The organism is Halorubrum rutilum (assembly GCF_042665015.1).
In the GTDB taxonomy this organism is placed as follows: domain Archaea; phylum Halobacteriota; class Halobacteria; order Halobacteriales; family Haloferacaceae; genus Halorubrum; species Halorubrum rutilum.
This window is the reverse complement of record NZ_JBHTBL010000012.1, coordinates 1-25001: the sequence shown is the minus strand read 5'-3', so window position 1 is coordinate 25001 and position 25001 is coordinate 1. Positions and strand designations below refer to the sequence as shown.

The 25001-nt window shown below is 72.0% G+C and carries 25 protein-coding genes and 1 tRNA gene; 15 read left to right on the top strand and 11 right to left on the bottom strand.

Features of this window, described 5'->3' with window-relative positions; genetic code table 11:
• Positions 1-123 precede the first annotated feature (123 nt).
• Positions 124-1293, top strand: coding sequence for a DUF7093 family protein (locus ACFQMF_RS14160; RefSeq protein ID WP_256409985.1), 1170 nt, complete (start codon positions 124-126; stop codon positions 1291-1293).
• Between the two features lie 78 nt (positions 1294-1371).
• Positions 1372-1755 (top strand): DUF5611 family protein, encoded by a 384-nt coding sequence (locus tag ACFQMF_RS14155; protein WP_256409986.1) that lies wholly within the window; start codon positions 1372-1374, stop codon positions 1753-1755.
• 58 nt (positions 1756-1813) lie between these two features.
• Here ACFQMF_RS14155 and ACFQMF_RS14150 read toward each other — a convergent pair whose 3' ends face one another.
• Positions 1814-2407: a histidine phosphatase family protein gene (locus ACFQMF_RS14150; RefSeq protein WP_256409987.1), complete on the bottom strand. Its 594-nt coding sequence runs from the start codon at positions 2405-2407 to the stop codon at positions 1814-1816.
• Between the two features lie 115 nt (positions 2408-2522).
• Here ACFQMF_RS14150 and ACFQMF_RS14145 point away from each other — a divergent pair, with 115 nt between their 5' ends.
• The 3 genes from ACFQMF_RS14145 (at position 2523) to ACFQMF_RS14135 (ending at position 4945) form a co-directional block, all read left to right on the top strand.
• Positions 2523-3374 (top strand): hypothetical protein, encoded by an 852-nt coding sequence (locus ACFQMF_RS14145; RefSeq protein WP_256409988.1) that lies wholly within the window; start codon positions 2523-2525, stop codon positions 3372-3374.
• Between the two features lie 57 nt (positions 3375-3431).
• On the top strand, positions 3432-3890 hold the full coding sequence (locus ACFQMF_RS14140; RefSeq protein WP_256409989.1) for a universal stress protein: 459 nt from the start codon (positions 3432-3434) through the stop codon (positions 3888-3890).
• A 74-nt stretch (positions 3891-3964) separates the two neighbouring features.
• Complete coding sequence (locus ACFQMF_RS14135) at positions 3965-4945, top strand: ROK family protein (protein WP_256409991.1); 981 nt, start codon at positions 3965-3967, stop codon at positions 4943-4945.
• Between the two features lie 22 nt (positions 4946-4967).
• On the opposite strand, the gene ACFQMF_RS14130 is transcribed toward ACFQMF_RS14135, so the two are convergent.
• Positions 4968-5978, bottom strand: coding sequence for a PrsW family intramembrane metalloprotease (locus tag ACFQMF_RS14130; RefSeq protein ID WP_256409993.1), 1011 nt, complete (start codon positions 5976-5978; stop codon positions 4968-4970).
• 136 nt (positions 5979-6114) lie between these two features.
• Between ACFQMF_RS14130 and ACFQMF_RS14125 the strand changes: the two genes are divergently transcribed.
• From ACFQMF_RS14125 to ACFQMF_RS14115, 3 genes are all read left to right on the top strand, one after another.
• The gene (locus ACFQMF_RS14125; RefSeq protein WP_256409994.1) at positions 6115-6291 is read left to right on the top strand and encodes a hypothetical protein; all 177 of its coding nucleotides are present in this window, start codon (positions 6115-6117) and stop codon (positions 6289-6291) included.
• Complete coding sequence (locus tag ACFQMF_RS14120) at positions 6288-7772, top strand: DUF402 domain-containing protein (protein WP_256409995.1); 1485 nt, start codon at positions 6288-6290, stop codon at positions 7770-7772. Before ACFQMF_RS14125 ends, ACFQMF_RS14120 begins: the two co-directional genes overlap by 4 nt.
• A 280-nt stretch (positions 7773-8052) precedes the next feature.
• The gene (locus tag ACFQMF_RS14115) at positions 8053-9141 is read left to right on the top strand and encodes a glutamate-cysteine ligase family protein (protein ID WP_303654825.1); all 1089 of its coding nucleotides are present in this window, start codon (positions 8053-8055) and stop codon (positions 9139-9141) included.
• A gap of 27 nt (positions 9142-9168) precedes the next feature.
• Here ACFQMF_RS14115 and ACFQMF_RS14110 read toward each other — a convergent pair whose 3' ends face one another.
• The 3 genes from ACFQMF_RS14110 to ACFQMF_RS14100 form a co-directional block, all read right to left on the bottom strand.
• Positions 9169-9495 carry a NifU family protein gene (locus ACFQMF_RS14110; RefSeq protein ID WP_099255346.1) on the bottom strand — a complete coding sequence of 109 codons (327 nt, stop codon included), beginning with the start codon at positions 9493-9495 and terminating at the stop codon, positions 9169-9171.
• Between the two features lie 129 nt (positions 9496-9624).
• Positions 9625-9948 carry a hypothetical protein gene (locus ACFQMF_RS14105; protein WP_256409997.1) on the bottom strand — a complete coding sequence of 108 codons (324 nt, stop codon included), beginning with the start codon at positions 9946-9948 and terminating at the stop codon, positions 9625-9627.
• Positions 9949-10009: 61 nt separating this feature from the next.
• Positions 10010-10609, bottom strand: coding sequence for a 2Fe-2S iron-sulfur cluster-binding protein (locus tag ACFQMF_RS14100; RefSeq protein ID WP_256409998.1), 600 nt, complete (start codon positions 10607-10609; stop codon positions 10010-10012).
• Between the two features lie 135 nt (positions 10610-10744).
• Here ACFQMF_RS14100 and ACFQMF_RS14095 point away from each other — a divergent pair, with 135 nt between their 5' ends.
• Positions 10745-11227, top strand: coding sequence for an RNA-binding protein (locus ACFQMF_RS14095; RefSeq protein ID WP_256409999.1), 483 nt, complete (start codon positions 10745-10747; stop codon positions 11225-11227).
• A 455-nt stretch (positions 11228-11682) separates the two neighbouring features.
• On the top strand, positions 11683-12540 hold the full coding sequence (locus tag ACFQMF_RS14090) for an endonuclease/exonuclease/phosphatase family protein (RefSeq protein ID WP_256410000.1): 858 nt from the start codon (positions 11683-11685) through the stop codon (positions 12538-12540).
• A 29-nt stretch (positions 12541-12569) separates the two neighbouring features.
• Here the strand turns inward: ACFQMF_RS14090 and ACFQMF_RS14085 are convergent, their stop codons facing one another.
• Positions 12570-13268, bottom strand: a complete 699-nt coding sequence (locus ACFQMF_RS14085; protein WP_256410001.1) for a DUF1028 domain-containing protein — start codon at positions 13266-13268, stop codon at positions 12570-12572.
• A gap of 411 nt (positions 13269-13679) precedes the next feature.
• Here ACFQMF_RS14085 and ACFQMF_RS14080 point away from each other — a divergent pair, with 411 nt between their 5' ends.
• From ACFQMF_RS14080 to ACFQMF_RS14065, 4 genes are read left to right on the top strand one after another with little or no spacing between them, the layout of a single operon-like run.
• On the top strand, positions 13680-15755 hold the full coding sequence (locus ACFQMF_RS14080; RefSeq protein ID WP_256410002.1) for a PrkA family serine protein kinase: 2076 nt from the start codon (positions 13680-13682) through the stop codon (positions 15753-15755).
• A gap of 1 nt (position 15756) precedes the next feature.
• Positions 15757-18180, top strand: coding sequence for a PrkA family serine protein kinase (locus ACFQMF_RS14075; protein ID WP_256410003.1), 2424 nt, complete (start codon positions 15757-15759; stop codon positions 18178-18180).
• On the top strand, positions 18171-19556 hold the full coding sequence (locus ACFQMF_RS14070; protein WP_256410004.1) for a DUF444 family protein: 1386 nt from the start codon (positions 18171-18173) through the stop codon (positions 19554-19556). The genes ACFQMF_RS14075 and ACFQMF_RS14070 overlap by 10 nt, the downstream gene beginning before the upstream one ends.
• Complete coding sequence (locus ACFQMF_RS14065) at positions 19553-21631, top strand: SpoVR family protein (RefSeq protein ID WP_256410005.1); 2079 nt, start codon at positions 19553-19555, stop codon at positions 21629-21631. Before ACFQMF_RS14070 ends, ACFQMF_RS14065 begins: the two co-directional genes overlap by 4 nt.
• Before the next feature lie 39 nt (positions 21632-21670).
• Here ACFQMF_RS14065 and ACFQMF_RS14060 read toward each other — a convergent pair whose 3' ends face one another.
• Together ACFQMF_RS14060 and ACFQMF_RS14055 are read right to left on the bottom strand one after the other, a co-directional pair.
• On the bottom strand, positions 21671-22369 hold the full coding sequence (locus tag ACFQMF_RS14060; protein WP_256410006.1) for an alpha/beta hydrolase: 699 nt from the start codon (positions 22367-22369) through the stop codon (positions 21671-21673).
• Positions 22366-22980, bottom strand: a complete 615-nt coding sequence (locus ACFQMF_RS14055) for a VOC family protein (RefSeq protein WP_256410007.1) — start codon at positions 22978-22980, stop codon at positions 22366-22368. The genes ACFQMF_RS14060 and ACFQMF_RS14055 overlap by 4 nt, the downstream gene beginning before the upstream one ends.
• A gap of 147 nt (positions 22981-23127) precedes the next feature.
• On the opposite strand from ACFQMF_RS14055, the gene ACFQMF_RS14050 reads away from it, so the two are divergent.
• On the top strand, positions 23128-23274 hold the full coding sequence (locus ACFQMF_RS14050) for a hypothetical protein (protein WP_256410008.1): 147 nt from the start codon (positions 23128-23130) through the stop codon (positions 23272-23274).
• Between the two features lie 22 nt (positions 23275-23296).
• Here the strand turns inward: ACFQMF_RS14050 and ACFQMF_RS14045 are convergent, their stop codons facing one another.
• The 3 genes from ACFQMF_RS14045 to ACFQMF_RS14035 form a co-directional block, all read right to left on the bottom strand.
• Positions 23297-23506, bottom strand: a complete 210-nt coding sequence (locus tag ACFQMF_RS14045) for a hypothetical protein (RefSeq protein WP_256410009.1) — start codon at positions 23504-23506, stop codon at positions 23297-23299.
• Between the two features lie 157 nt (positions 23507-23663).
• Positions 23664-24509, bottom strand: a complete 846-nt coding sequence (locus tag ACFQMF_RS14040) for a hypothetical protein (protein WP_256410013.1) — start codon at positions 24507-24509, stop codon at positions 23664-23666.
• 241 nt (positions 24510-24750) lie between these two features.
• A tRNA-Cys gene (locus ACFQMF_RS14035) sits at positions 24751-24826 on the bottom strand.
• Positions 24827-25001 lie beyond the last annotated feature (175 nt).

Below are 25001 nucleotides of genomic sequence, written 5' to 3'. Positions count from 1 at the left end.
GGGGGAACCGGGAGCGTCGCCGTCGCTCGGCGCGTCGGCCGCGTCGTCCCCGAAACGGTCGTGTGCCAGGCGTCAGACGCCGGACGGGGCGTTTTTTACCTTCGGCACCGCAGACCTGACGTAATGGGACTCAGGTGTCTGCTCGGGCACGACTTCAGCGAGCCCGAACTACGGCGCGAGCGCGAGGAGGACGGGAACGAGGTCGTCACGACCGTCACCGAGGTGAAGACCTGCGCTCGCTGCGGTGAGACGCAGGTCGTGAGCGAGAACACTGAGGTCACGACGATGGCGCAGCTGGCCGACGAGGCCGCCGCGGGCGCCGAGGCGGCGGGGCCCGAGTCGCCGGGCGCGGGGCCGGACGGCGACGGCGACGACCGCACCGCGACCGACGACGTCGGACCCGACGCCCCGTCGACGGGCGCCGGAACGGCGGACGCCGGATCGACGGATACCGGATCGACGGACCCGGAGGCCGTCGCGGCGTCGGCGGACGCGGGCGCCGACGCGGACGCCGACGACGCCGTGATCATCGACGACGAGCCCGCGGCACCGGCCGGCGACGGGACCGGAGGCGAGGTCGCGAGCGGCGGGCCCGCGGGCGCGGCCGGCGGGGACGGCGCCGCGGCGGACGAGACGGGCGACGGGACCGCACCGGACGGGGACGAGGGCGCGGAGGTCCTCGAATCCGAGGCGGCGGAGGACGCGGGGTCGCTCGGGGGCGGCGAGGAGTACGCGGAGTACCCCGAGGTCGAGACCGCGGAGTCGCCGGCGACCGACGAGGGCGACGCGGCGGCGGACGACGGCGTGATCCTCGACGAGGAGGCCGAGGCGGCGACCGACCGCGAGCGCGGGGCGTGGCCCGAGGTCGACGAGGCGGACGGCTCGGAGGCGACGACCCCGTGGCCCGAGCAGCGCGGCGAGGACGAGGGGTTCAGCGCGGAGGTCGGCGAGGGCGGCGCCGGCGACGTCGAGTTCGGCGGCGGCCTCACTCCGGAGGCGGCCGAGCCGGCGGCGGACGACGGGGACGCGGAGTACGTCGAGGCGCCGGACCGGGACGCCGACGAGGTCGACGGGACCGTCGAATCGCGGGACGACACGGCGGAGTCGGCCGACGTGGGGACGGAGATCACCCGCGCCGAGAGCCCCGACCTCTCGACGTCGACCGCGGAGGCGACGACGGAGTACCACTGCCCCGAGTGCGGAATGAGCCGGGACGCCGACGGCAACTCCATGCGCGCGGGCGACATCTGTCCCGAGTGCAAGCGCGGGTACGTCACGGAACGCCCGGTCTGATCGGTCGAGGGGGTCGCTCAGCCGGCTGGAGACCCCGTGACGAAACTGGTTTACGCCCCCCTGTCGAACGGTCGCGGCATGAAGGAGTACAAGATGCGCCGCGGCGAGCATCTGGACGATCGCATGCCCGACCTGAAGGGCTCTATCGAGGAGTACTTCGGCGAGGTCTCCGGGACCGAGGAGTGGCAGGGCCACGAGCTGTACGTCGTCGAGGACCCCGACAACCCCGTCTTCGAGCGCATCGTGGCGGGCGCCGCGGAGTACGGCAGCAAGAAGGACAAGCTCGCGGTCCACTTCGAGGAGCGTCCCGCCGAGGACGTCATCGCCGAGGGGAACGCCGACGCCGCCGCCGACGCCGTCGACGCGAAGAACGAGTTCCTCCTGGAGGCGACCGGGCGCGACGCGAAGTCCCGTCGCGACTCACTGAAGCGCGAGGTCGAGGACGACGCGCCCGACTACTGAGCCGGACACCGGCCGTCGACCGCGACGCCGCCCGCCGAACCGCCGCCGCCCGCCGACGCTACTTGTACGACCGGTCGTTCGCGCGGACGACCGCGCCGCCCCCGTCGACCTCGGTCACCGAACAGTTGTCCGCCGAGAGCTCCGTGAGCGACCGGACGACCGGGAGGTCGCGGCGCTCGCCGACGACGAGCCGGATCGGGTTCACGTGCGTGACGGCGACGACGGTCCCCTCGCGGGCCCGGAGGTCGGCGGCCGCGTCGAGGACGCGGTCGCGGACGGCGAGCCAGCTCTCCCCGCTCTCGGGGGCGCGCTCGGCCGCCGCCCGCCCGCTCTCCAGCAGGTCGAAGTCGGGGAAGCGCTCGAAGAAGTCGCCCGACGGGAGCCCCTGAAAGACGCCGAAGTCGCGCTCGCGGAGCCGGGGATCAGTCTCGAGCTCGACCCCGGCCGCCGCGGCGATCGGCTCGGCGGTCTCGACGGTCCGCGCGAGGTCGGAGGCGACGACCGCGTCGATCGCGTGACGGCCCGCGAGGTCGTCGGCGACCGCTTCGGCCTCCTCCCGTCCACGGTCGGAGAGCCCGACCGGCGCCCACCCCTGGATCCGGGCCGCCTCGTTCCACTCGGTCGTCCCGTGTCTGACGAACAGCGTGCTCACGGTCGAGCCTCGGGAGCGGGCGGCAAGGAGGTTTCGCCGGGTCGGAGGCGACGGGAGGCGGAGACGGCTTCGGTCGACGACAGGCTATTGACGGCCGGCCCGGTAGGGGAACCGAATGCGACAGGACCCGATCCCGGCCGCGCTCGCCGACCGGCTGTCGGTCGCGGCCCGTCGCCTGCGGGCGGCCCGGCGGAGCGCGCTCGACCGCGTCGCCGTCGAGGAGACCGAGTGGGAGTACGCGGGCCGGACCTGGTCGTGGCCGGCGGGCGAGGCGCGGACCTACTTCCGCGAGCTCGCGCCGGGCGAACGCGAGGTCCTCGACGAGCTGACCGCGGCGCTCGGGGAGCGTCGCTCGTCGGACGGGCCCGGACCGGGAGCGGAATCGGGGGCCGAGGTCGTCGGAGTCGGCACGGGCAGGGTGGCCGTCGCGATTCCCGGGGCCGTCGGTGAGGGGCCGGGAGCGACCGACGGCGGGCGACCGGACGCGACCGGCGGCGACCCCCTCGTCGCGAAGCTGGCGCGGTACGGCCCCTCGGCGGAGATGGGCGACGGCCGCCCGCAGAACCGCCGGGAGCGCCGGATCTGGTCGGCGGTCGAGTCGCACCCGTTCCTCCCCGTCCTCGACGGCGACGCCGACGGCGACTGGATCGCCATGCCGCGCGCCGACGTTCCCCCGGACGAGGCGGTCCGAGAGGCCGCGCTCGACGGCGTACGGACGGCCCTGGCGCCACACCGCGACCGCTTCCACTTCGATGAGCTGAAGCCGGAGAACGTCGGCGCGTACCGCGACCGGTACTGGATCGTCGACTACGGGCGCCCGGTCGGCGAGCCGCTGTTCGCCGAGCCGCCGGACGCGTCCGCCGGGGATGCCGACGGGACCGCCGATATCGCCGATACTACCGACACCGCCGACACGCCGGGAGGAGGCGCCGGGAAGGACCGTCAGGATCGATCGAGTGAAAATTAATTCAGAATTGAGTTAAAACTTCGACAGAGTTAAGCGGACGGGCGGCGAAGGGGAAGTATGAGCATCGAAACAGTGCTACTGGCGGTCGGAACCGAAGACGAGAAGCGAACCGAGCAGATCGCGAGGGAGGCGATCGCGGTCGCCGAGCCCACGGGCGCGGAGGTCGTGTTGACCCACGTGTTCGACGACGATGAGTTCGACGGGGTCCGGACGAAGCTGGGCGTCGACCCGGCGAGCGAGGGGTCGACGCCGGACGCGGTCGCCGAGCGACACACGACGACGCGGGCGGTCGCGCGGGCGCTCGACGAGGCGGGCGTCGCGTACTCCGTCCGCGGCGCGGTCGGCGACCACGCCGACGAGGTCGTCGCGGCGGCCTCGGCCGTCGGGGCCGACCGCGTGGTCGTCGGGGGGCGGCGCCGGTCGCCGACCGGGAAGGCCGTCTTCGGCAGCGTCGCGCAGGAGGTCATCCTCTCGGCGCCGTGCCCGGTGACCTTCGTGCGGGAAGTCGCCGCCTGAGCGCGGGCGGGGTTCGAGGCGAACCGCTCGGGGAAGCGTCCCGCTTAAGTGATGCCGGTCCGCGACTCTAGCCGATGTACTACGTTGGCGTCGACCTCGGGGCGACGAACGTCCGGGCGGTCGTCGGCGACGAGACGGCGGCGATCCTCGGTTCCGACACGCGGGGGACCCCTCGCGGGCCGAACGGAATCGCCGTGACCGAGGCCGTGCTGGGCGTCGTCCGCGGCGCGTGCGCCGCCGCCGGGATCGACCCGGCCGAGGTCGCCGCGGCCGGGATCGGCTCGATCGGCCCCCTCGACCTCGCGGCCGGGGTCGTCCAGGGACCGGCGAACCTCCCGGACACCGTCGAGCGGATCCCGCTCGTCGGGCCCGTCTCGCAGCTCCTCGACACCGACGAGGTCCACCTCCATAACGACACCATCGCGGGCGTCATCGGCGAGCGGTTCCACTCCGAGCGCAACCCCGACGATATGGTGTACCTCACCATCTCCTCGGGGATCGGCGCCGGGGTGGCCGTCGACGGCAACGTGCTCTCGGGGTGGGACGGCAACGCCGGCGAGGTCGGCCACATGACCGTCGACCCGCACGGGTTCATGACCTGCGGGTGCGGCCACGACGGCCACTGGGAGGGGTACTGCTCGGGCAACAACATCCCGAGCTACGCCCGCGAGCTCCACGCGGAGGACCCCGTCGAGACGTCGCTCCCGATCGAGGACCCGGAGTTCTCCGCGGTCGACGTGTTCGAGGCGGCCGGCGAGGACGTCTTCGCCGACCACGTGATCGACCAGGTGGCCCACTGGAACGCGATGGGCGTCGCCAACGTGATCCACGCGTACGCCCCGCTCGTGGTGAGCGTCGGCGGCGCGGTCGCGCTCAACAACCCCGAGCGGGTGCTCGACCCGATCCGCGAGAAGCTCGCCGACATGGTGTTCATCAACGTCCCGGAGGTCCGGCTCACCGAGCTCGGCGACGAGGTCGTCGTGAAGGGGGCGCTCGCGAGCGCGCTCACCGGCGGCACGGGCGACCGGTCGCGGGTGGAGTCGCCGCCGGGGTGAGCGGGGCGAGACCCGCTCCGGGTCAGTCCTCGAACTCCGTAAGCTCCGGCTCCACGCTCGGGTCGACCGCGTCCCGCGTCTCTAGGTACGCGTCCCGGTAGCGCCAGATCTTCCGGAGGAGGACGTAGCCGAACGCGCCCTGAAAGAGGAGGACGAAGAGGAACAGCGCCGGGAGCCGCGGGATGGGGGTGAGCGCCGGGATCACCGAGGTGACCGGGCCGACCAGGGTGTTGTACAGGCCGTGGATCGCGGCGGCGATGACGAGCCCCTTCACGACGATCGGGCCGCGGTGCTCGGGGTTGAACTTCGCGAGGCCGAGGTAGTAGCCCGCGAACGCCGAGTAGACGACGTGACCGGGGCCCGCGAGCGCCCGCAGCGCCGCGATCCCGTCGCCCGCGCCGAGGACGGCGACGCCGATCGTCAGCTCCGACATCTCGACGGTCCGGGCGATGTAGACGAGGTTCTCGATGACGGCGAAGCCGAGCCCGGCGATCGCCCCGTACACCGCGCCGTCGACGACGGCGTTGAACCGGTCGTCGGTGTACGCGTACAGCCGCACCGCGAGCAGCTTCACCGTCTCCTCGACGGGACCGACGACGAGGAAGAAGAAGAGGACGAGCCCCGGGAAGCCGAGCGGGGAGAAGAGCGGCTGGAGGCGGCCGTTGAGCACCGCGGCGAACGTCGCCGTGAGGATCGAGAGCAGGAACGTCGCCACCAGCAGGGAGAGCGGTTCCGCGGTCGTGACGTCGGAGACGTACACGTACGCGGCGAGGCCGAAGGCGGGGATCGCTGAGAGCCCGACGAGCATCGCGACCGCGGGGTCGAAGACGAGCCCGAGGCCGAACGAGCCGAGGATGGCGAGCAGGCCGAGGAAGGCGACGAACACGACCAGCCCCTTCGCGGAGCGGGTGATGAGCCAGTGCAGCGCGACCGAGAGCCCGTCGAGGGAGGTGCGCTCCTCCCACGTGGCGATGTCGTAGAGGTCGCGGTCGTCGTCGGCGCGGGACTCGACCGGGTCCGACCGGGATGGCATACGCCCCGGTTCGGACCGGGGTGACTTAAGCCGTGGCCGGACGGGTCCGGTCGAGGGCCGGTCGATCCGCGTCTCCGAGCGAGACGGGCCGGCGCCGAGCCGGTGGAATTGAAACCGCGGCGCCCGAAGGGAGGGTATGCGCTTCGATTCACGGACCCGGCGGACCCTCCGCGAGGCGGGGCTCGACGCCGACGCGACCGCCGACCTCGACCTGTTCAGCCACGGGAGCGAACGGCCCGTCCTCGCCGGGCGCTCGCTCGGGGAGACGGTCCGCGACCGGGTTCGCCTCGCGGGCGGCCCGGAGGGGCTGTGACCGCCGCCGTCCGCGTCCGAGGCATCTACGCCACGGCGCTGACGCGGCTCGCGCTCGACGCGGGCCACGAGGTCGTCGACGCCTCGCCGCCGATCCGGCGGCGCTTCGACGCGGCGTTCGGGGACGCGCCGCCGGACGTCCGGATCGGGACGACCGGCGACCGGCAGGGCGTCGGCGTTCACGGAGACGCCGAGGCGGTGGCCGCGCTGCGGGACCGGCTGGCGGGGGTCGGTCGCGACGCGCTCGCGTGGGACGACCCGACGCCGCCCGGGACCGTGCTCGACGGCGAGGTGACCGAGACGCTCGGCGGCGGGGCGGTGGTGGCGCTCCGCGTCGGCGGCGAAGGGGACGACCCGGGAAGCGACGAGGGGGCGAGCGACGGGAGCGTCGAGGGGTACCTCCCGTACGGGAGCGTCGACGACCGCGTCGAGACCGGCGACCCGGTCCGGGTCCGCGTCGACGCGTCCGCGGCGCCGTGGACCGACCGACGCCCCGAGCTCGACGGGTCGCTGCGCGCGGGCGGCGCCCTCGTCGCGCTCGAACCGGGGTCCGGCACCCGCGTCGACGTCCGGGACGACGAGGCCGCCCGGGAGCTGTCGGGGATGCTCAACCTGCTCGGGCTGGAGCCGCCGGACGGGTGGCGGGCGGCCTGGAAGCCGCCCGCGGTCGACGCCGGGACGGAGGCGCTGGAGGCGGGGCTGGAGCGCGCCGTCGCGGCCGCCGAAGATCTCGACGACGCGGTGGACGCGGCCGGGGGGATCGGCGTCCTCGGCGACCGCGGGCGCCTCCGCGACGAGCCGGTGGCGTCGCCGAACGCGGGCGCCTGGGTGTGGTTCGGCCGCGAGAGCCGGTTCGCGCTCGACGACCGGCGGCGGGAGGCGACCGCGACGATGCCGGGCCACCACCGGGTGAAGGCGGGGTCGGCCGACGCCTCGGCCGGCGTCGACCTCGCGGAGGCGCTCTGCGAGCCCGACCCGGACGCCGCGTTCCCGTTCGGCGTCGTGACGGACGCGTTCGGCCCGCGCGAGGGCGACGCGCTCCGGATCGACCACGGGAAGCCCGACGGTCGGGTAATAACGCTCGGCGAGGGCACCGTCACCGAGGTCGACCCCGACGGCGCCGTCACCGTCGAGCGCGAGATGACCGGCGGCGGCAGCTACGACGGCCTCGGGACGCCGCGGGAGGCGGGCGACGTCGCCGAGACGAGCCTGAAGGAGGGCCGGTGGTGGTACCCGACCACCTACCGCGGCCGCGACGGGACGGTCCGCGGGACCTACGTCAACGTCTGTACCCCGGTCGAGGTGTTCCCGGACGCCGCCCGCTACGTGGACCTCCACGTCGACGTGGTGAAGCGCCCGGACGGGACCGTCGAGCGCGTCGACGACGACGAACTGCGGGACGCGACGGCGGCCGGCGACGTGCCGGAGCCGCTGGCCGAGAAGGCGCGGAGCGTCGCGTCCGCGCTGGAGAACGCGCTGTAGCCGAGGGCGACGCGCGAGCCGCGCGGAACGAGAGCACTCGACGGTCGGTCGGTTATACGAGAGAAATAGCTCGTATCTCCCGCGATTCGATCCGTCTATTACGGCATATAAGGTTCTCCAGATTAATTTCACACAATCGTTATTACTACCGCATGGCACGGAGAATCATGATCGTGAATAGCACGCACGACGGTGCGAACGTCAACCGCCGGCCCGACCCGCCGGCCGTCGGACCGTGACCGGTGGCGCCGCCGAGGGCGCGACGTCCGAGACCGGACCGATGCGGCGGAGCGTCGAGGTGGAGTACTGGGTGGTCGACGAGCGCGGTCGGCTGACCGGTCCGGGCGGGCTCGTCGACGCGTCGCCGGGCGTCGAGCGCGAGTTCGTCGAACCGCTGTTGGAGATTAAGACGACGCCGTGCGAGTCGACGGCGGAGCTCCGCGAGGAGCTGTTCGGTCGGCTCGGCCGGGTCATAGAGCGTGCCGAGGAGCTCGGGAAGGGACTCGTGCCGCTCGCGACGCCGCTCCGCGACGGCGACGTCGCCGACCTCGGGAGCGAGCGGGCGCGGATCCAGGACCGCGTCGTCGGGGACCGGTTCGAGTACGTCCGGCACTGCGCCGGGACCCACGTCCACGTCGAGCAGCTACCGGGGCGCGAGGTCGACCAGCTCAACGCGCTCACGGCGCTCGACCCGTCGCTGGCGCTCGTCAACTCCTCGCCGTACTTCGGGCACGAGCCGCTCGGGGCGGGCGCGCGGTCGCTGCTGTACCGGCGGATGGCGTACGAGCGGCTCCCGCGGCAGGGCGAGCTGTGGCCGTACGCCGACGACACCGAGGAGTGGGCGACGCGGCTGGAGCGTCGGTACGAGTCGTTCGTCACCGAGGCGGTCGTGGCCGGCTGCGACCGGGATGCCGTCGAGGCCTGTTTCACCCCGGAGAGCGCGGCGTGGACCCCGGTGAAGCTCCGAGGGGAGTTCGGGACGGTCGAGTGGCGCTCGGCGGACGCCGCGCTCCCGAGCCAGGTCGTCCGGCTGGCCGACGACCTCGTCGGGGTCGTCGAGCGGCTCGGAGACGCCGAACTCCGCGTCGGCGACGAGCCGCACGGCGTCACGGACGAGGCCGTCGTCCTCCCGCCGTTCGAGACGGTGCGCGAGCGCGTCGAGGACGCCGTTCGCGACGGTCTCGACTCGGACGCGGTCCGGTCGTACCTCGAACGGATGGGGATCGATCCGGGACCGTACGAGCCGCTGTCGGCCGAACTGCGAGGGGAGGGACCGCTCACCGAGGACGGGGCGAGGGACGTGCGCCTCGACTACGCGGAGCGGCTCGCGCGCGACGTGCGCCGACGGCGACCGGTCCGGAGCGACTGAGCGCCGGGCGGGCGGACGGCCGGAAGGTCAGAAGTGGTTCGCGGACTCCGTCTCGTGTTTCAGCTCCCCGCCGCGGCCGCCCTCGACCGTGGAGGCGCCCTGGTCGCCGGAGGAGGCGGTCCGCACCGTCACGTTCTCCACCTCGTCGAAGTCCATGATCAGGTCGCGGCGGATGTTGTCGGCCGTGATGTTCGAGATCCCGCAGCCCGAACAGGTGCCGCCGAGCTCGACGACGACCTCGCCGCTCTCGGGGTCCGCCTCGCGCACGACGCTCGTCCCGCCGTGCATCTGGATGATCGGCATCTGTCCGACCATCCACTCTTCGACTCGGTCCGCGAGGCTCTCGTCGCTCATTGTCGACCGTTGGCACCCGAGCCTATGGAAGCTTGCGGTTTCCGAGGCGACCCGAGGAAAGAAAGGAACTGTGTCACCGTCGATCCCGCGGGATGGAAGGATCGGAACTGGTTTCGGTTACGCCGACGGTCACTCGTCGGGGTCGTCCGCCCGCTCCGACTCGCTCGGGAGCCGGGTCGGATCCGCGGGGTCGTCGCCGTGCACGGTGTCGTCGCGTTCGAGCAGGTAGAGGAGCGGCCCGAGCGCGGCCAACACGAGCACGCCGGGGAGCGGCGCGTCCGGGACGAGCAGGGCGGTGGTCAGGGCGGCGCCGGAGGTGACGACGAGGAGGGCGGCCCACAGCGACGGGGAGCCGAAGTCGACGCCGACGCGGGCGGCGTCGCGGTAGACGAGCGCGGCCGCGCCCGCGACGAGGAGCGCGGCGCCGCCGCCGAGGACCGTGGTGACTGCCATACCGACCGTTCGGCCGAGACGCGAAAAAGGGTGTCGCGAGCGGGCGGCCAGGATGGAACGACTACGGCGCCTCGCCCGTCTCGATGCTGAAGGAGTCGCGCGGGTACGCGACGCAGGTCAGCGTGTAACCGTCGTCGAGCTCGGCCTCCTCTAACATCTGCTGGTTGTCGTGCTCGACGAAGTCCTCGGAGGGGCCGTCCGTGATGTGACCGGCACAGGAGACGCACTGGCCCTGCCGGCAGGCGTACGGGAGGTCCCACCCCTCGTCTTCGCCCTGTTCGAGGATCGGCTCGTCGTTCGAGAGCTCGACCGTCTTCCCCTGCTTGACGAACTCGACGTCGAAGTACTCGACCTCCTCCACGTCGGCGGGGCCGGCGCTGACGGCGCTGCCGTCCTCCAGTTCGCCCTCCTCGCCCTCGGCGCCGCCGGCGGGGATGGCGCCGCCGCCGCCCCCGCCGCCGACCGCGCGGTTCCCCGGCTCGGGGAAGTCGGTCTCGGGGACCGCGGACGCGCGGCGTTCGAGCACTTCGTCCGAGATGTCGGTCGTGGGCTCCCACCCCGTCCCCTTCAGGCTGGTAACGAGGACGACGGTCAGCGTCGCGATCACCCCGAGAACGATCGCCGGCGCGTTCGCGACGTTCGCAATGAGCGGGTTGAGCATACGAGCAGATATGGAGAGGTGGCTTAAGGCCGTTTTGATCGGTCCGATCGCACGAGAACCGCGGGGCGCGGCGTCCGAGTCCGCGCCGCGCCGCGGAACGGACCATTTATCGGCCGAGCGGTCGACGTGGCGCCCATGGAAGTGAAATCGCGGCACCACCTCCGGAGCGACGACATCGCGGCGATCCGCGAGGCGGTCGCCGACCACCTCGGCATCGACGTCGACGGCGAGACGTTCGAGCTCGTCGAGTTCGTCGACGCGGGCTACGAGCTCGTCCTGGTCGACGGCGACCCCGCGGTCTTCTACGTCGACGACGACGAGCCGTTCCTCACCGTGCGGGGCGCGAACGACTACGAGCCGGAGACCGGGGTCGTCACGGTCGACGCGGGGGCGATCTCCTTCGTCTCCGACGGCGCCGACGTGATGCGGCCCGGCATCGTCGAGGCCGACGCGGCGATACGCGATGGCGACCTCGTCGTCGTCGCCGAGGAGTCGCACGGGAAGGTGCTCGCGGTCGGCCGCGCGATGGTCGACGGCGACGACATGGTCGGGGACAGCGGGAAGGTCGTCGAATCCATCCACCACGTCGGTGACGAGCTGTACGAGTTCTCGGCGTAGACGACCTGGAGCGAGAGTGGTTTATACGCAGAGTGACCGCTACGGTAGCCGTTTACCGTCGAAAGACTGCGGTGGCGCGTGCCTGCGAGCGGCCGACAGGCCGCGAGTCAGCACGCGCGAGGGAGTCGGTGGTCCGGAGCGAAGCGAAGGACCGCCGACGAGGCTGGGGAGGCGTGAGGCGCGGTTGCTGTGCGGTCGGGGGGGACTCAAAGGGGCAGCCGGGAGGACGGCGTAGGTGACGCAAGCACCGCAGGGAGCGAACGAAGTGAGCGACTGAGGAGCGCAGCGAGCGTACGCCGTCCTCCCGGCTGGGGCTTTGGCAGTGTTCACCGCACCAGCGATAGCGACGACATACAGCCGAGCGGCTGGGGCTTTGGCAGTGTTCACCACTGGCCCGGAACCATTTCACTATCGCTCCGCGTCTTTTAATCGCCTCGCCCGTGACCCCCACGGTAATGACCGCGATTCGGGTGCTGAGCTACAACGTCCGCTACGCCAACCGGGGCGATCACCACGACGCCTGGCACGACCGCCGCGACGCGGTCGCGCGGCTCGTCCGGTTCCACCGCCCGGACGTCGCCGCCTTCCAGGAGCCGCTCCCGGGACAGCGCGAGGACCTCCGGGAGCGGCTCCCGGCGTACAAGTTCGTCGGGCGCGGGCGGGAGGCCGACGGCGAGGGCGAGGGGTGCCCGATCGGGGTCCGAGCCGACCGGTGGGCGATCGCCGACGGCGACACGTTCTGGCTCTCCGAGACGCCGGACCGGCAGTCGGTCGGCTGGGACGCCGCCCACCCGCGGATCGCGACGTGGGCGCGGGTCCGCGCCGCGGACGGCGACGCCGAGTTCCTCCTCGTCAACACGCACTTCGACCACGTCAGCGCTGACGCGCGGCGCGAGTCGGCGCGGCTGATCCGCGAGCGGCTCCCGGAGCTGGCCGACGGGGGCGCGGGACTCGGCGGCGGCGAACCCGCCGGGTCACCGCCGGTCGCGCTCGTCGGCGACCTCAACTGCACGCCGGGGTCGGACCCGCACCGGATCCTCCTCGGGGACGGTCCGGATGCGGACTCCGGAGGCCGTGAGAAGGGGGGAGGCGACGGACTCGCGCTCCGCGACGCCGCCGCGGTCGCCGACCTCCGGCACGGCCCGGAGACGAGCCTCACCGACTTCGCGCGGCTGATCGACGGCCGCCGGATCGACCACGCGCTCGTCTCGCCGGCGTTCGACGTGGCGGCGTTCGCGACCCTGGCCGACCGCGACGACCGGGGACGGTACCCATCCGACCACCTTCCAATCTTGGCGCGGCTGTCGCTGTAAGGGGGCGGTGGATCCCCCGGAGCGAAGGGCTACTCGTCCCCGCCCGCGTCCATCTCGTCGGCGTACTTCTCCAGCACCGCCTCGTAGCCGCGCTTCGCCGTCTCGTACGTCTCGCGGAGGTCGGCGACCGGGGTCTCGCTCGCGTCGACGCGGAGGTCGTCGTAGTACGGGTCGTCGGCCTCCTCGGTGTTCCGGACCAGCAGGGCCGCGGACTGCACGTCGAGGTCCTCGCGCCTGTCGCCGCCGGCGGCGTGGCCCGCCGCGAGCGCGTCGATCAGCCGCTCCGCGAGCGGGGCGTCGCCGTGGGCGGCCGACTCGTAGGCGGCCGCGGCGTCGTCGATCACGTCCTCGCCCGTCAGGAGGTTGCCGGCGACGGTGTAGTTCTCGCCCTCGACGTGGCCGTACCAGTCGCGGCACTCGTCGCCGGAGAACGCGAAGGTCCCGTCGGCGTCGACGCCGTGGAGCTGACGCTCCGGCTTCCCCTCGTCGGCGTTCAACAGGGCCTCCAGCGCGTCGTCGACCGCGAGCCCGTCGCCGAGGTACTCGATCCCCTTCCGCCCGAGCTCGACGTTGACGAGCGACTGCGTCGCGACCGCGCCGTCCGCCGACGCGAACGGACACAGGGCGCCGACCCCCGGCAGCCGGGTGGTCACCGCCACGCCGTACCGGACCCGATCGCCGCCGTCGTCGTCGGTGTACCGCTCGCGGACGCAGATGCTGAACGTCACACCGGCCGTGGGTCGGCGACCGGCAAAAGGCTCCGCCTCGGGGGCGACGTTTCCGGTTCCGGACGGCGGTGCGCCGGAGCCGGTCCGACGAGCCCGTACGCCCCGGTTTTATGACCGCTCCGGGGCGGTTCCGGGCGATTTACGCGAGAGAAAAACCGCAGATCGCGGCGGGATCCGCGGTCGCGTGGCACGTGTGAACCGGCGACACACTTATGACTGAGAATCCCTCCCATACATATAGCCTCGGTTACGGGCGAAACGGCGACCCGCGGCGGGTCCCCCTCGACGACAGCGGCGTTCGCGGCTCGACGAGCCGTCGTTCCGGCACGGAGAGCCGCGCCGCCGCTCGGCGCGCGTCCGAACGCGCGGTCCGGTCGCGAGGCCCCTCGCCCGTCCGAGAGACGTGATACGATGACAGACCGACACACGCTCGAACGGCTCAGCGAGGAGTACCGGACGAACGTCCCGGACGACCTCCGGGAACCCCGCTCGTTCGACTGGTACCTCGACGCGCTGTACGAGGAGCCGCGCATCGCGCGGAACGCCCACCAGCGCGTCGCCGACATGTTCGACCACTACGGCACCCGATACGACGAGGAACGCGGCGTCGTGGAGTACGCGCTCGCCGCGGACGACCCGCTCCACGACGGCGAGAACGTCTTCTACGGCCGCGAGGTCCACGAGTCGATCCACGAGTTCGTCAACAAGGTGAAGTCCGGCGCCCGCGGGCTCGGCCCCGAGAAGCGGATCAAGCTCCTCCTCGGCCCCGTCGGCTCCGGGAAGTCGCACTTCGACTGGCTCACGCGCCGCTACTTCGAGGCGTACACCCGCGAGGAGGCCGGCCGGATGTACACCTTCCGCTGGGTCGACCTCTGCTCCGTGATCGACGACCAGGACCCGGCCGACGACGCGGTGCGCTCGCCGATGAACCAGGACCCGCTCGTGCTCCTCCCGCGCCCGCAGCGCGAGGAAGTCATCGAGGACCTCAACGAGCGGCTCGACGCCCCCTACAGCCTCCGGAACGACCAGCACCCGGACCCGGCCTCGGAGTTCTACCTGAACGAGCTGCTCGCGCACTACGACGACGACCTGCAGCGCGTCCTCGACGAGCACGTCGAGGTCGTCCGCCTCGTCGCCGACGAGAACCGCCGGGAGTGCATCGAGACCTTCGAACCGAAGGACAAGAAGAACCAGGACGAGACGGAGCTCACCGGCGACGTCAACTACGCGAAGCTCGCCGTCTACGGCGAGTCCGACCCGCGCGCGTTCGACTACGCCGGCGCGTTCTGTAACGCGAACCGCGGCCTCTTCTCCGGCGAGGAGCTGCTCAAGCTCCAGCGCGAGTTCCTCTACGACTTCCTGCACGCCTCCCAGGAGTCGACGATCAAGCCGAAGAACAACCCCCGGATCGACATCGACCAGGTGATCGTCGGCCGGACGAACATGCCGGAGTACCGCGAGAAGACCGGCGACGAGAAGATGGAGGCGTTCAACGACCGCACCAAGCGGATCGACTACCCCTACGTGCTGGAGTACGAGAGCGAGGCGAAGATCTACGAGAAGATGCTCGACAACGCGGACGTGCCGAACGTCCACGTCGAGCCGCACGCGCTGGAGATGGCCGGCCTCTTCGGCGTGCTCACCCGGTTGGAGGAGCCGACAGACGAGACGGTGAGCCTCCTCGACAAGGCGAAGGTGTACAACGGGGAGTTGGAGGACGAGGAGATCGACCGCCGGAAGCTCCGGGAGGACGCCGCCGAGCAGGCCGACGTGAGCGAGGGGATGGACGGCGTCTCCGCGCGGTTCATCGGCGACGAGATCGCCGAGGCGATCATGGACGCCACCCACCGCGAGCGCGGCTACCTCTCGCCGCTGTCCGTCTTCGACCACTTCGAGGCGAACCTCGGCGGGCACGGCTCCATCGCCGCCGAGGACCTCGACCGCTACGAGCGCCTCTTAGAGACCGTCCGCGAGGAGTACCGCGAGCGCGCGATCGAGGACGTGCGGCACGCGCTGGCGTACGACGTCGACGAGCTCCGGCGGCAGGGCGAGAAGTACATGGACCACGTGATGGCGTACATCGACGACGACACCGTCGACGACGAGCTCACCGGACGCGAGACGGAGCCCGACGAGACGTTCATGCGCGCGGTCGAGGAGCAGTTGGACGTCCCCTCGGACCGGAAGGACGACTTCCGGCAGGAGGTGTCGAACTGGGTGTCGCGGCGCGCCCGCGAGGGGCGCGACTTCGACCCCCAGGAGAACGACCGCCTCCGGCGCGCGCTGGAGCGCAAGCTGTGGGAGGACAAGAAGCACAACATCAACTTCTCCGCGCTGGTCTCGGCGACCGACCTCGACGACGAGGAGCGCAGCGCCTGGGTCGACGCCCTCGTCGACCGGGGCTACTCCGAGGACGGCGCGGCCGAGGTGTTAGAGTACGCGGGCGCCGCCGTCGCCCGCTCGGAGATCGAGGACGGCGGGGACTGAGATGAGCGAGTCCGACCGACCCGACGGCGAGGGGTTCGTCCGAGCGGCCGACGAGACCCTCCGCGGCGCGTACGACCCGCCGATGAGCCTCGACGAGTACGTCGACCGCGTCCTGGAGAACCCCGTCGCGGCCGCCTCCGGCGCGCGCTACGTCCTCGCGGCGATCGAGTCCGAGGGCACCCGCGAGGTCCGCGAGCGCGGCGAGCGGCTGGAGCGGTACCGCTTCTTCGACGACCCGTTCAACGACGGCGAGCACGCCGTCCTCGGCAACACCGCCGCGCTCAACGCGTTCGTCGACGACCTCCGGGCCGCCGCCGCGGGCCGCGGCAACGACGAGAGCATCGTCTGGATCGACGGCCCCACCGCGACCGGGAAGTCGGAGTTCAAGCGGTGCCTGGTGAACGGGCTCCGGGAGTTCTCGAAGACGGAGGCCGGGCGCCGCTACACCGTCGAGTGGAACGTCACCGGCGCCGCCGGGGGGATCGGCGGCCCGGGGAGCGGCCTCTCGTACGGGGACGGCGGCGACGCCTCCGCGTGGTACCGCAGCCCGGTGCAGGCGCATCCCCTCTCCGTGTTCCCGGAGGCCGTCCGAGAGTCGATCGCCGACGCCGTCGACGACGACGCCTACCCGATCGCGGCCGACGTCGACCTCGACCCCTTCAGCCGCGAGGCGTACGACCACCTGGAGTCGGCGTACCGCGACGAGGGGCGCCGGGACCTCTTCTCCGCGATCACCGACCGCGACCACCTCCGCGTGACGAGCTACGTCGTCGACGTGGGGGAGGGGATCGGGGTGCTCCACGCCGAGGACGACGGCACCCCGAAGGAGCGCCTCGTCGGCTCGTGGATGGGCGGCATGCTCCGCGAGCTCGACTCGCGCGGCCGGAAGAACCCGCAGGCGTTCAGCTACGACGGCGTGCTCTCGCAGGGGAACGGCGTCGCCACCGTCGTCGAGGACGCCAGCCAGCACGCCGACCTGCTCCGGCGGCTGCTCAACGTCCCCGACGAGCGCCGCGTGAAGCTCGACAAGGGGATCGGGATGGACCTCGACACCCAGCTCATCGTCATCTCGAACCCCGACCTCGACGCCGAGCTCGACCGCCACGCCGACCGCGAGGGCGCCGACCCCCTGAAGGCGCTGAAGCGCCGGCTCACCCGGCACGAGTTCCGCTACCTGACGAACCGGCGGCTGGAGGCGGAGCTGCTGCGCCGCGAGGTCGGCGGGGTCCGGGGCGTGCCGACCGTCGACGGAGTGGACGAAGCGGCCGAGTCGGAGACGGGGGAGAGCGGGGGCGACGGTCCCGCCCGCGACCCGGCCGACGAGCCCGGCGCCGCGGCCCTCGCGGTCGACGTCCGCGACGAGGACGGGACGGTCACGGAGCGCGAGCTCGCGCCCCACGCGGTCGGCGCGGCGGCGCTGTACGCGGTCGTCACCCGGCTCGACACCGAGGACCTGCCGCCCGATATCGGACTCATCGAGAAGGCGGAGCTGTACGAGACCGGCGAGCTCCGGCGGGAGGGCGACGACGAGACGGTCACGGTCGACGACGTCGAGTTCGGCGACGGCGACGGTCGGAACGGGATCCCGGTGACGTACACCCGCGACGTCGTCGCCGACCTGCTCGGGAGCGACGCCGACCGGAGCCACCCGGAGCTCCCGGTCGAGCGCGTCGTCACGCCGACCGACGTGCTCGACGCGATGGCCGAGGGGCTCTCGGCGGCGCCGCTGTTCTCCCGCTCGGAGGTCGCGGAGTTCGAGAGCCGGAAGGCCCCGGTCGCCGAGCGGGTCCGGGAGCGCCAGCGCGCCGACGTGATCGACGCCGCCCTCGCGGAGGCGACCGTCTCGGAGGAGACGGTGGCCGAGTACGTCGAGCACGTGTACGCCTGGGACGCCGACGAGCCGGTGGAGACGGAGCGCGGTCCCGAGGAGCCGGACGCGCTCGCGATGAAGGTGTTCGAGACGGAGACGCTGGGGCGGTTCGACGAGGACGACTACTACGGCACCGACCCGACGCGGGCGGTCGCCGAGTTCCGCCGCGACCGCGTGATCCGGGCGCTCACCCGGTACGCGTGGCGGAACCGCGGCGACGAGTTCAGCGTCGACGACGTGGAGCTCCGGGAGATCCCCGAGCTGCGCGAGGTGCTCGACGCGAACGACCTGGCCGACCTGAAGCGGCGCTTCCCGGAGCTGGACCCGGCCGAGTGGGCCGACCCGCCGGCCGACACCGAGACGGAGCGCGTGAAGGCGGCGACGGTCGAGCGGCTCGTCGACCGCGGGTACAGCCCCGCGTCGGCCGAGCTGACCAGCCGCGCCGTGATGCGCGGCGCCCGCGACGAGTGGGCCGACCTCGCCGCCGACGGCGGCGACGAGGGGCGGCGCGGCGGCCGCGACGGCGGGAACGGGGGTGGCGTCTCGTGGGACTGACCGACGACCGCGAGCGCTTCCGCGAGGTCGGCGAGCAGCGCCGCGAGGACCTCTCGGAGTTCATCAGCCACGGCGACCTCGGGCGCTCCGGCCCCGATCAGGTCAAGATCCCGGTGAAGATCGTCGACCTCCCGGAGTTCGAGTACGACCAGCGGGAAGCCGGCGGCGTCGGACAGGGACAGGGCGGCCAGCCGCAGCCCGGCCAGCCGGTCGACCCCGATCCCGACGGCGACGGCGACGAGGAGGGCGACCCCGGCGAGGAGGGCGGCGAGCACGAGTACTACGAGATGGACCCCGAGGAGTTCGCGCGCGAGCTCGACGAGGAGCTCGGGCTCGACCTCGAACCGAAGGGGAAGCGCGTGGTCGAGGAGGTGGAGGGCGACTTCACCGACACCGCGCGCGCCGGGCCGCGCGGGACGCTCGACGTCGACGAGTTCTTCAAGCGCGGGCTGAAGCGCTACCTCGCGACCGACTTCGACGAGGCGTACGTCCGCGAGGGGCTGTTCGTCGCCGGCACCGATGTGGACGACGTGTTCGCGTGGGCGCGTGACCGGGGCGTCCCCGTCTCCCGCGCGTGGATCGCCGACGCCGCGGCCACCCTCGCCGAGGAGCGCGGCGAGCCGGTCGAGGCGCTCGACCGCTGGGAGAGCTTCGAGGCGCTCGACGACGAGGTGGACCGCGAGCCGGTGAGCCACCGGATCCGGCGGGAGGGGCTCGACAGCGTCCCGTTCCGGCGGGAGGACGAGCGGTTCCGCCACCCGGAGGTGATCGAGAAGCGCGAGCGCAACGTCGTCGTGGTGAACGTGCGCGACGCCTCCGGCTCGATGCGCGAGACGAAACGGGAGCTCGTCGAGCGCGTCTTCACCCCGATGGACTGGTACCTGACGGGGAAGTACGACGCCGCGGAGTTCCGGTACGTGGTCCACGACGCGGAGGCGTGGGAGGTCGACCGCGAGGAGTTCTTCGGGATCCAGTCCGGCGGCGGGACCCGGATCTCCAGCGCCTACGAGCTCGTCGAGGAGATCTTAGAGGAGTACCCGTACAGCGAGTGGAACCGCTACGTCTTCGCGGCCGGGGACTCTGAGAACTCCGGCAGCGACACGACCGACTCGGTGATCCCGCTGATGGAGTCGATCGACGCCAACCTCCACGCGTACGTGGAGACCCAGCCCGGCGGCGCCGCGCCGAACGCGCGCCACGCGGACGAGGTGGAGGAGGCGCTCGGCGACGCCGACGACGTCGCGGTCGCGCGCGTGTCGGACCCGGACGACGTCACCGACGCCATCTACGAGATCCTCAGCACGGAGGCGGACCGCGACGACGCGGCCGTCGGCGAGGCGGCGAGCGGGCGCGCCGACGGGGGTGACCGGCGATGAGGGACGAGCGCGTCGAGGCGAAACGGGAGGCGGAGTCGCTCGACGAGCCCGCCGCGGAGGCCCGCGAACTCGCGGAGCGGCTCGGGCTGGAGCCGTACCCGGTCCGGTACTGGGTCGTCGACCACGACGAGATGAACGAGCTGATCGCCTACGGCGGCTTCCAGCGGCGGTACCCCCACTGGCGGTGGGGGATGAACTACGAGCGCCAGCGCAAGAAGGACCGCCACGGGCTCGGGAAGGCGTTCGAGATCGTCAACAACGACGACCCGAGCCACGCGTTCCTCCAGGAGTCGAACTCGACCGCCGACCAGAAGGCCGTCATCACCCACGTGGAGGCCCACGCCGACTTCTTCGCGAACAACCGGTGGTTCGGGCTGTACGCCGACCGCGGCGAGGGCGGGCCGAACGCCGCGGCGCGGCTGGAGCGCAACGCGGACCGGATCGCGTCGATCGCCGACCGCCCCGACGTCGACCGCGACGAGGTCGAGCGCCTCATCGACGCCGTGAGCGCGCTGGAGGACACCATCGACCAGCACAGCCCGGTCGACGCCGCGCGGTCGGTCGAGGAGCCGGGCGTCTCGGAGGACGTGAGCGATCCCGACGACGACCCGCTGGCGGCGGTCGAAGAGCGGATCGCGGAGCTCGACCTCTCCGAGGAGGTGCGCCGCGACGTGTTCGACGACGAGTGGCTCGACGAACACGGCGAGGGGGTCGAGCCGGAGGAGCCGCGCCCGGACGTGCTCGCGTTCCTGCGCGACCACGGGAAGCGGTACGACGCCGAGAGCGGGAAGGCCGTCGACCGCGAGCCGTGGGAGACGACCGTCATCGACGCGCTCCGCGAGGAGGCGTACTACTTCGCCGGTCAGAAGCAGACGAAGGTGATGAACGAGGGGTGGGCCACCTACTGGGAGTCGGTGATGATGGGCGGCGAGGGGTTCGCCGGCCCCGACGAGTTCCTCACGTACGCGGACCACATGGCCCGGGTGCTCGGCTCGCCCGGGCTCAACCCCTACAAGCTCGGCTTCGAGCTGTGGACGCACGTGGAGCTGCGCGCCGCCCGCCGCGACGTGATCGACAGGCTGCTCCGCGTCGAGGGCGTGACGCCGGAGAACTTCCACTCGCGGATCGACCTCGACGAGGTCGCCGAGGCGCTCGAACCCCACCCCGCGATCGCCGGCGCCGGCCCCGCGACGCTCGACGAGCTGGCCGAGCTCGCCGCCGACGGCGACCCGCGGGTCGACGCCGAGGCGGTCGACCGGGCGCTCTCGGCCCGGAGCGATGAGGCGGACGGCGACGACGCCGAGACCGGTCCCGACGGGGGCCCGGACGTCGAGCGGTACCCGTGGAAGCTGCTGACGCGCGAGGGGCTCGCGGAGCGTCACTACGTCCTCGCGCGGCCGGAGCACCGGGGGGCCCTCCGCAACGTCTCGCGGGAGACGCTCGACGAGCGCGCCCGGTACATGTTCGACGTCGACCGGTACGCGACCGTCGACGAGGCGCTCGCGGACGTCGACCGCGCGGCCGGCTGGGACCGGATGGTAGAGGTACGCGCGAGCCACAACGACGTGACGTTCATCGACGCGTTCCTCACCGACGAGTTCGTCCGCGAGGGGAACTACTTCACCTACGAGTACAGCCGGGCGGCCGAGGAGCACCGCGTCGCCAGCGTCGACGCCGACGACGTCCGGCGGAAGCTCCTCTTGCAGTTCACGAACTTCGGCAAGCCGACGGTCGTCGTGCTCGACGGCAACTACCGGAACCGGGGCGAGCTCCTGCTCGGCCACCGGTTCAACGGGGTCGCGCTCGACGAGGAGTCGGCGAAGGAGACGCTGAAACGCGTCTTCGAGCTGTGGGGCCGCCCCGTGAACCTCGCGACGATCCGCGTCGAGTACTCCGACGAGGCGATCCGCCGGGCGAAGCGCCGGGGCGCCGAGCCGGAGGGCGAGGAGGTCGGCGTGCGCTTCCAGTACGACGGCGGCGAGGTGACCGAACACGACCTCGACCCGGAGATCCGCGAGCGGATCGAGGCCGACGAGGTCGACTACGACACCAAGCCGGACGACTGGCTGGCGTGAGAAGCGGTCGGTCGCGCCCCGATACGAGCGGGCGCGACCCTACGACAGCGCCGCGACGAGGTCGGCGACCGCGTCCGTCTCCTCCTCGTTGATGCCGTGGCCCATTCCCTCGTAGATCCGCTCGTCGACGTCGGCGCCGAGCGCCTCCAACACCGCGGTGGTCTCGCGGACGCGCTCCTCCGGGATGTGCGGGTCGACGTCGCTACACCCGAGGAACGCCGGCGTCCCGTCGAGCGCCTCGGCCGGGTCGCCGTCGACCGCGGCCGCGGCGTCGGAGCGGTAGTCGTCGACGGCGATCGACTCGCCGATCAGGCCGCCGCTCAGGACCGCGAGCCCGCCGTAGCGGGTCGGGTTCCGCGCGACGAACTCGCTCGCGAGGCAGGCGCCCTGCGAGAAGCCGCCGACGAGGACGTGCTCGGTCGGGACTCCTGCCTCCGTCGCCGTCTCGACCGCGCGGCCGACGGCGCGGAGCCCGGAGCTCCGGCCGGGTTCGTTCTCCGCGACGGGCGCGAGGAAGGAGTTCGGGTACCAGGTGTTGGCGGCCGCCTGAGGAGCGAGTAGGGCGACATCGCCGTCGCCGGCGACCTCCTCGCCGAAGCCGACGATGCCGCGCGCGGTCGCGCCGCGACCGTGGACGAGGACGACCGCGGCGTCGGCCGCCTCGACCGGCGTTCCGGCCGTCACCAGCGCCTCGTCGGCGTGGGGGTCGTCGCCCGCGTGCGGGGCGCGCCCGCTCATACGCCGACGCCCGCGTCCGCGTCCGGCAGGTCGTGCTTCTTCACCGGGAGCCCGAGCTCTTCGAGGGCGCCCTCCATGTGGCGGTCCTGGGCGAAGTCGGCGCCGTCCTCCTCGCGGAGGCGCTGGGCGGTCGCGAGCACCTCGCCCTTGCGGTCGTCCGGGATCTCGTACTTGTCGGCCGAGAGCTCGATGACGAGCCCGTTGTTGTCCTGCGTGTAGATCGAGTGGAAGATCCCCCGGTCGAACACGTTGTACCCCTTGCCGGCCTCCGCTAACGCCGCCATGATGTCCTCGTACTCGTCGGGCTCGACGCTGAAACAGAGGTGGTGGACCGCGCCGGTGCCGGCGCGCTGGCCGCGGGCCGAGGGACGGTCGTCGCTCACGAAGAACGTCAGGATGCGACCGTCGCCGGTGTCGAAGAACAGGTGCGTCTGCGACGGGTCGTCGAGGTTCGGCTGCCGGAGGACGAGGGGCATCCCGAGCAGGTCGCGGTAGAAGGCGATCGTGTCGGCCTCGTTGCTCCCCCAGACCGTGATGTGGTCGGTGCCGCTGGTGTGGAACGGTGCGTCCGGAAGCTCCGTCGTGACCGGAGCCGGGCTCTCGTCGCTCATACCGGTCGTACGTGACGAGTACGTATAAAAACGAAAGGGACCCCCGGGTGATCGACTGACATCGGTGTTATCGGCTCGGGAGGGTCGCGTCGGCGGCCGGCGCCGACGAAGCGGTCGATTTACCTCACCGACGGCGGATCGACGGGCATGGAGACACTGTTTCACGCCGGACTCGAACATCCGAACACGCTCTGGATCGCCGTCAGCGCGGTCGTCGCCTTCGCTCTCGGGGTCGGGGTCGGCGCCGCCCGACTGGGACTCGGATCCGCGCTCCGCGACGCGGTCGACGACTGAGCGACACGGAGAGCGAAGCGAGTCAGGAGCGCCGCCAGACCGGCGGCGCGACGCCGAGCGCCCGGACGGCGCAGGGGTAGCCGATCGCGACGGCGACGACGACCCCCGCCGAGGGGAGAAGCCCGGGCGCGCCGACGACGCGCTCGACGAGCGACAGCGCCGCGACCATCAGCAGGAACATCGCGGCCCAGTGCGGGGCGAGCTGTCGCACCGTTCCTCGCGTCGAACTCACGTCTCGCACAACGAGCGCGACACGTATAGGCTGTCGCCCGCGGTCCCGGTCCGCGACGGGGATCGTCTCGCGGGAGAAGGCGGGACGGACGGCGAGGCGGGAGGACGGAGACCGAACGGCTCCATCAAAAACGGGTCCGACCGACTGGGCGGCGAGATCAGTACCGCGAGGGGATGAACGCCGCGCCGAGCAGGAGCAGCGAGGAGAGCAGAGCGAGGACGAGCACGCGCGTCAGCCCGCTGTTGTACTGCTGGAACTGGTCGATCTGCGAGACCTGCGCCTCGTACCCCTCGATGTCGCTCGACAGCTGCATCGTCGAGGCGTCGGAGAAGTGCGCGATGAACTCCGTCTCGCCGACCGTGACCCGGGAGTGTTGCTCTATCTCGATGCTCTCGGTCTCCGTCGCCTCCCAGAAGACCACCGCCTGCTCCGCCGTGACGTCGTCGACGGTCACGGTGTTGCCGCCGTACTCGAAGGCGTCGCCCGCGGCGTACGACCGCTCTTCGGGAGCCGGGAAGTACTCGCCCGCCGGGACGAGCGTCGACTCGCCGTCCTCGGTGACGACGACGTACTCGCCGTCGTCGCGCTCGACGGTCTCGTTGTCGGCCTGTGGGTCGTTTTCGAGGATTGCCTGCCGGTCGAGCACCTCGACGAGCGTGAACTCGCTCGGATCCTCGCCCGAGATCGTCACGCGCCACTCCCGGTCGCCGACCTCGACGGTCGACTCGTTCGCCCAGGCCTCGGACTGTTCCACCGTCATCTCGCGCTCGATCGTGGCGACGATGGACGTCGAGGCGCCGCCGCCACCGTGACCGCCGCCACCACCCTCCTCGACCTCGGCGATCTCGGCGACGACGTACTCCTCGCCGTCGACCTCGATCGTGTCACCCTGTGAGACCTCGAAGTCGGGGTTCTCGAAGCCGACCTCCGGGGTGTCGGCCGTCGCGGTGAGAACGCCCGCTCCGCCCGCGATCAGCACGAAGAGTGCGACGTACACGGCCACAGCGCGTCGTTGCATGGTTTCAGCATGGGTCACCCCGCGTATAACGGTTACTAAGGCGAGCGACCGGGACGACCGAACCGGGCCACCGCTCCGCCTCCGCGCCACGGTGAACGGCGAGCGCGAACGGGAGCGAAACGGAGCGTCCGACCGCACGACGTCGTCCGCGCGGCGCGCGAGTCCACGGAGATCCCGGCGAGTACCACGGCGCGGCGGCCGCTATCGGGACGACTACCAGTAAAAAAGCCAAGGGCCGGATTTGAACCGGCGTTGGGCGGCTCTGCAGGCCGCTGCGTCTGACCAGACTCTGCCACCTTGGCGCTATCGAAGGTACCGCGGTCGAGCGTTTAAGCCTAGCGGTCACGACGGGGCCGCTCGCCGGTGGGCGGTGTGTTTTCGCGGAGAGGCGTCTGGAGGTGCTGGAAAAACGTATGAGGTGGGGCGATCGCCCCGGTATGAATGGGCAGGCGGCGACCCGCGGTTCCCAGAGGATCG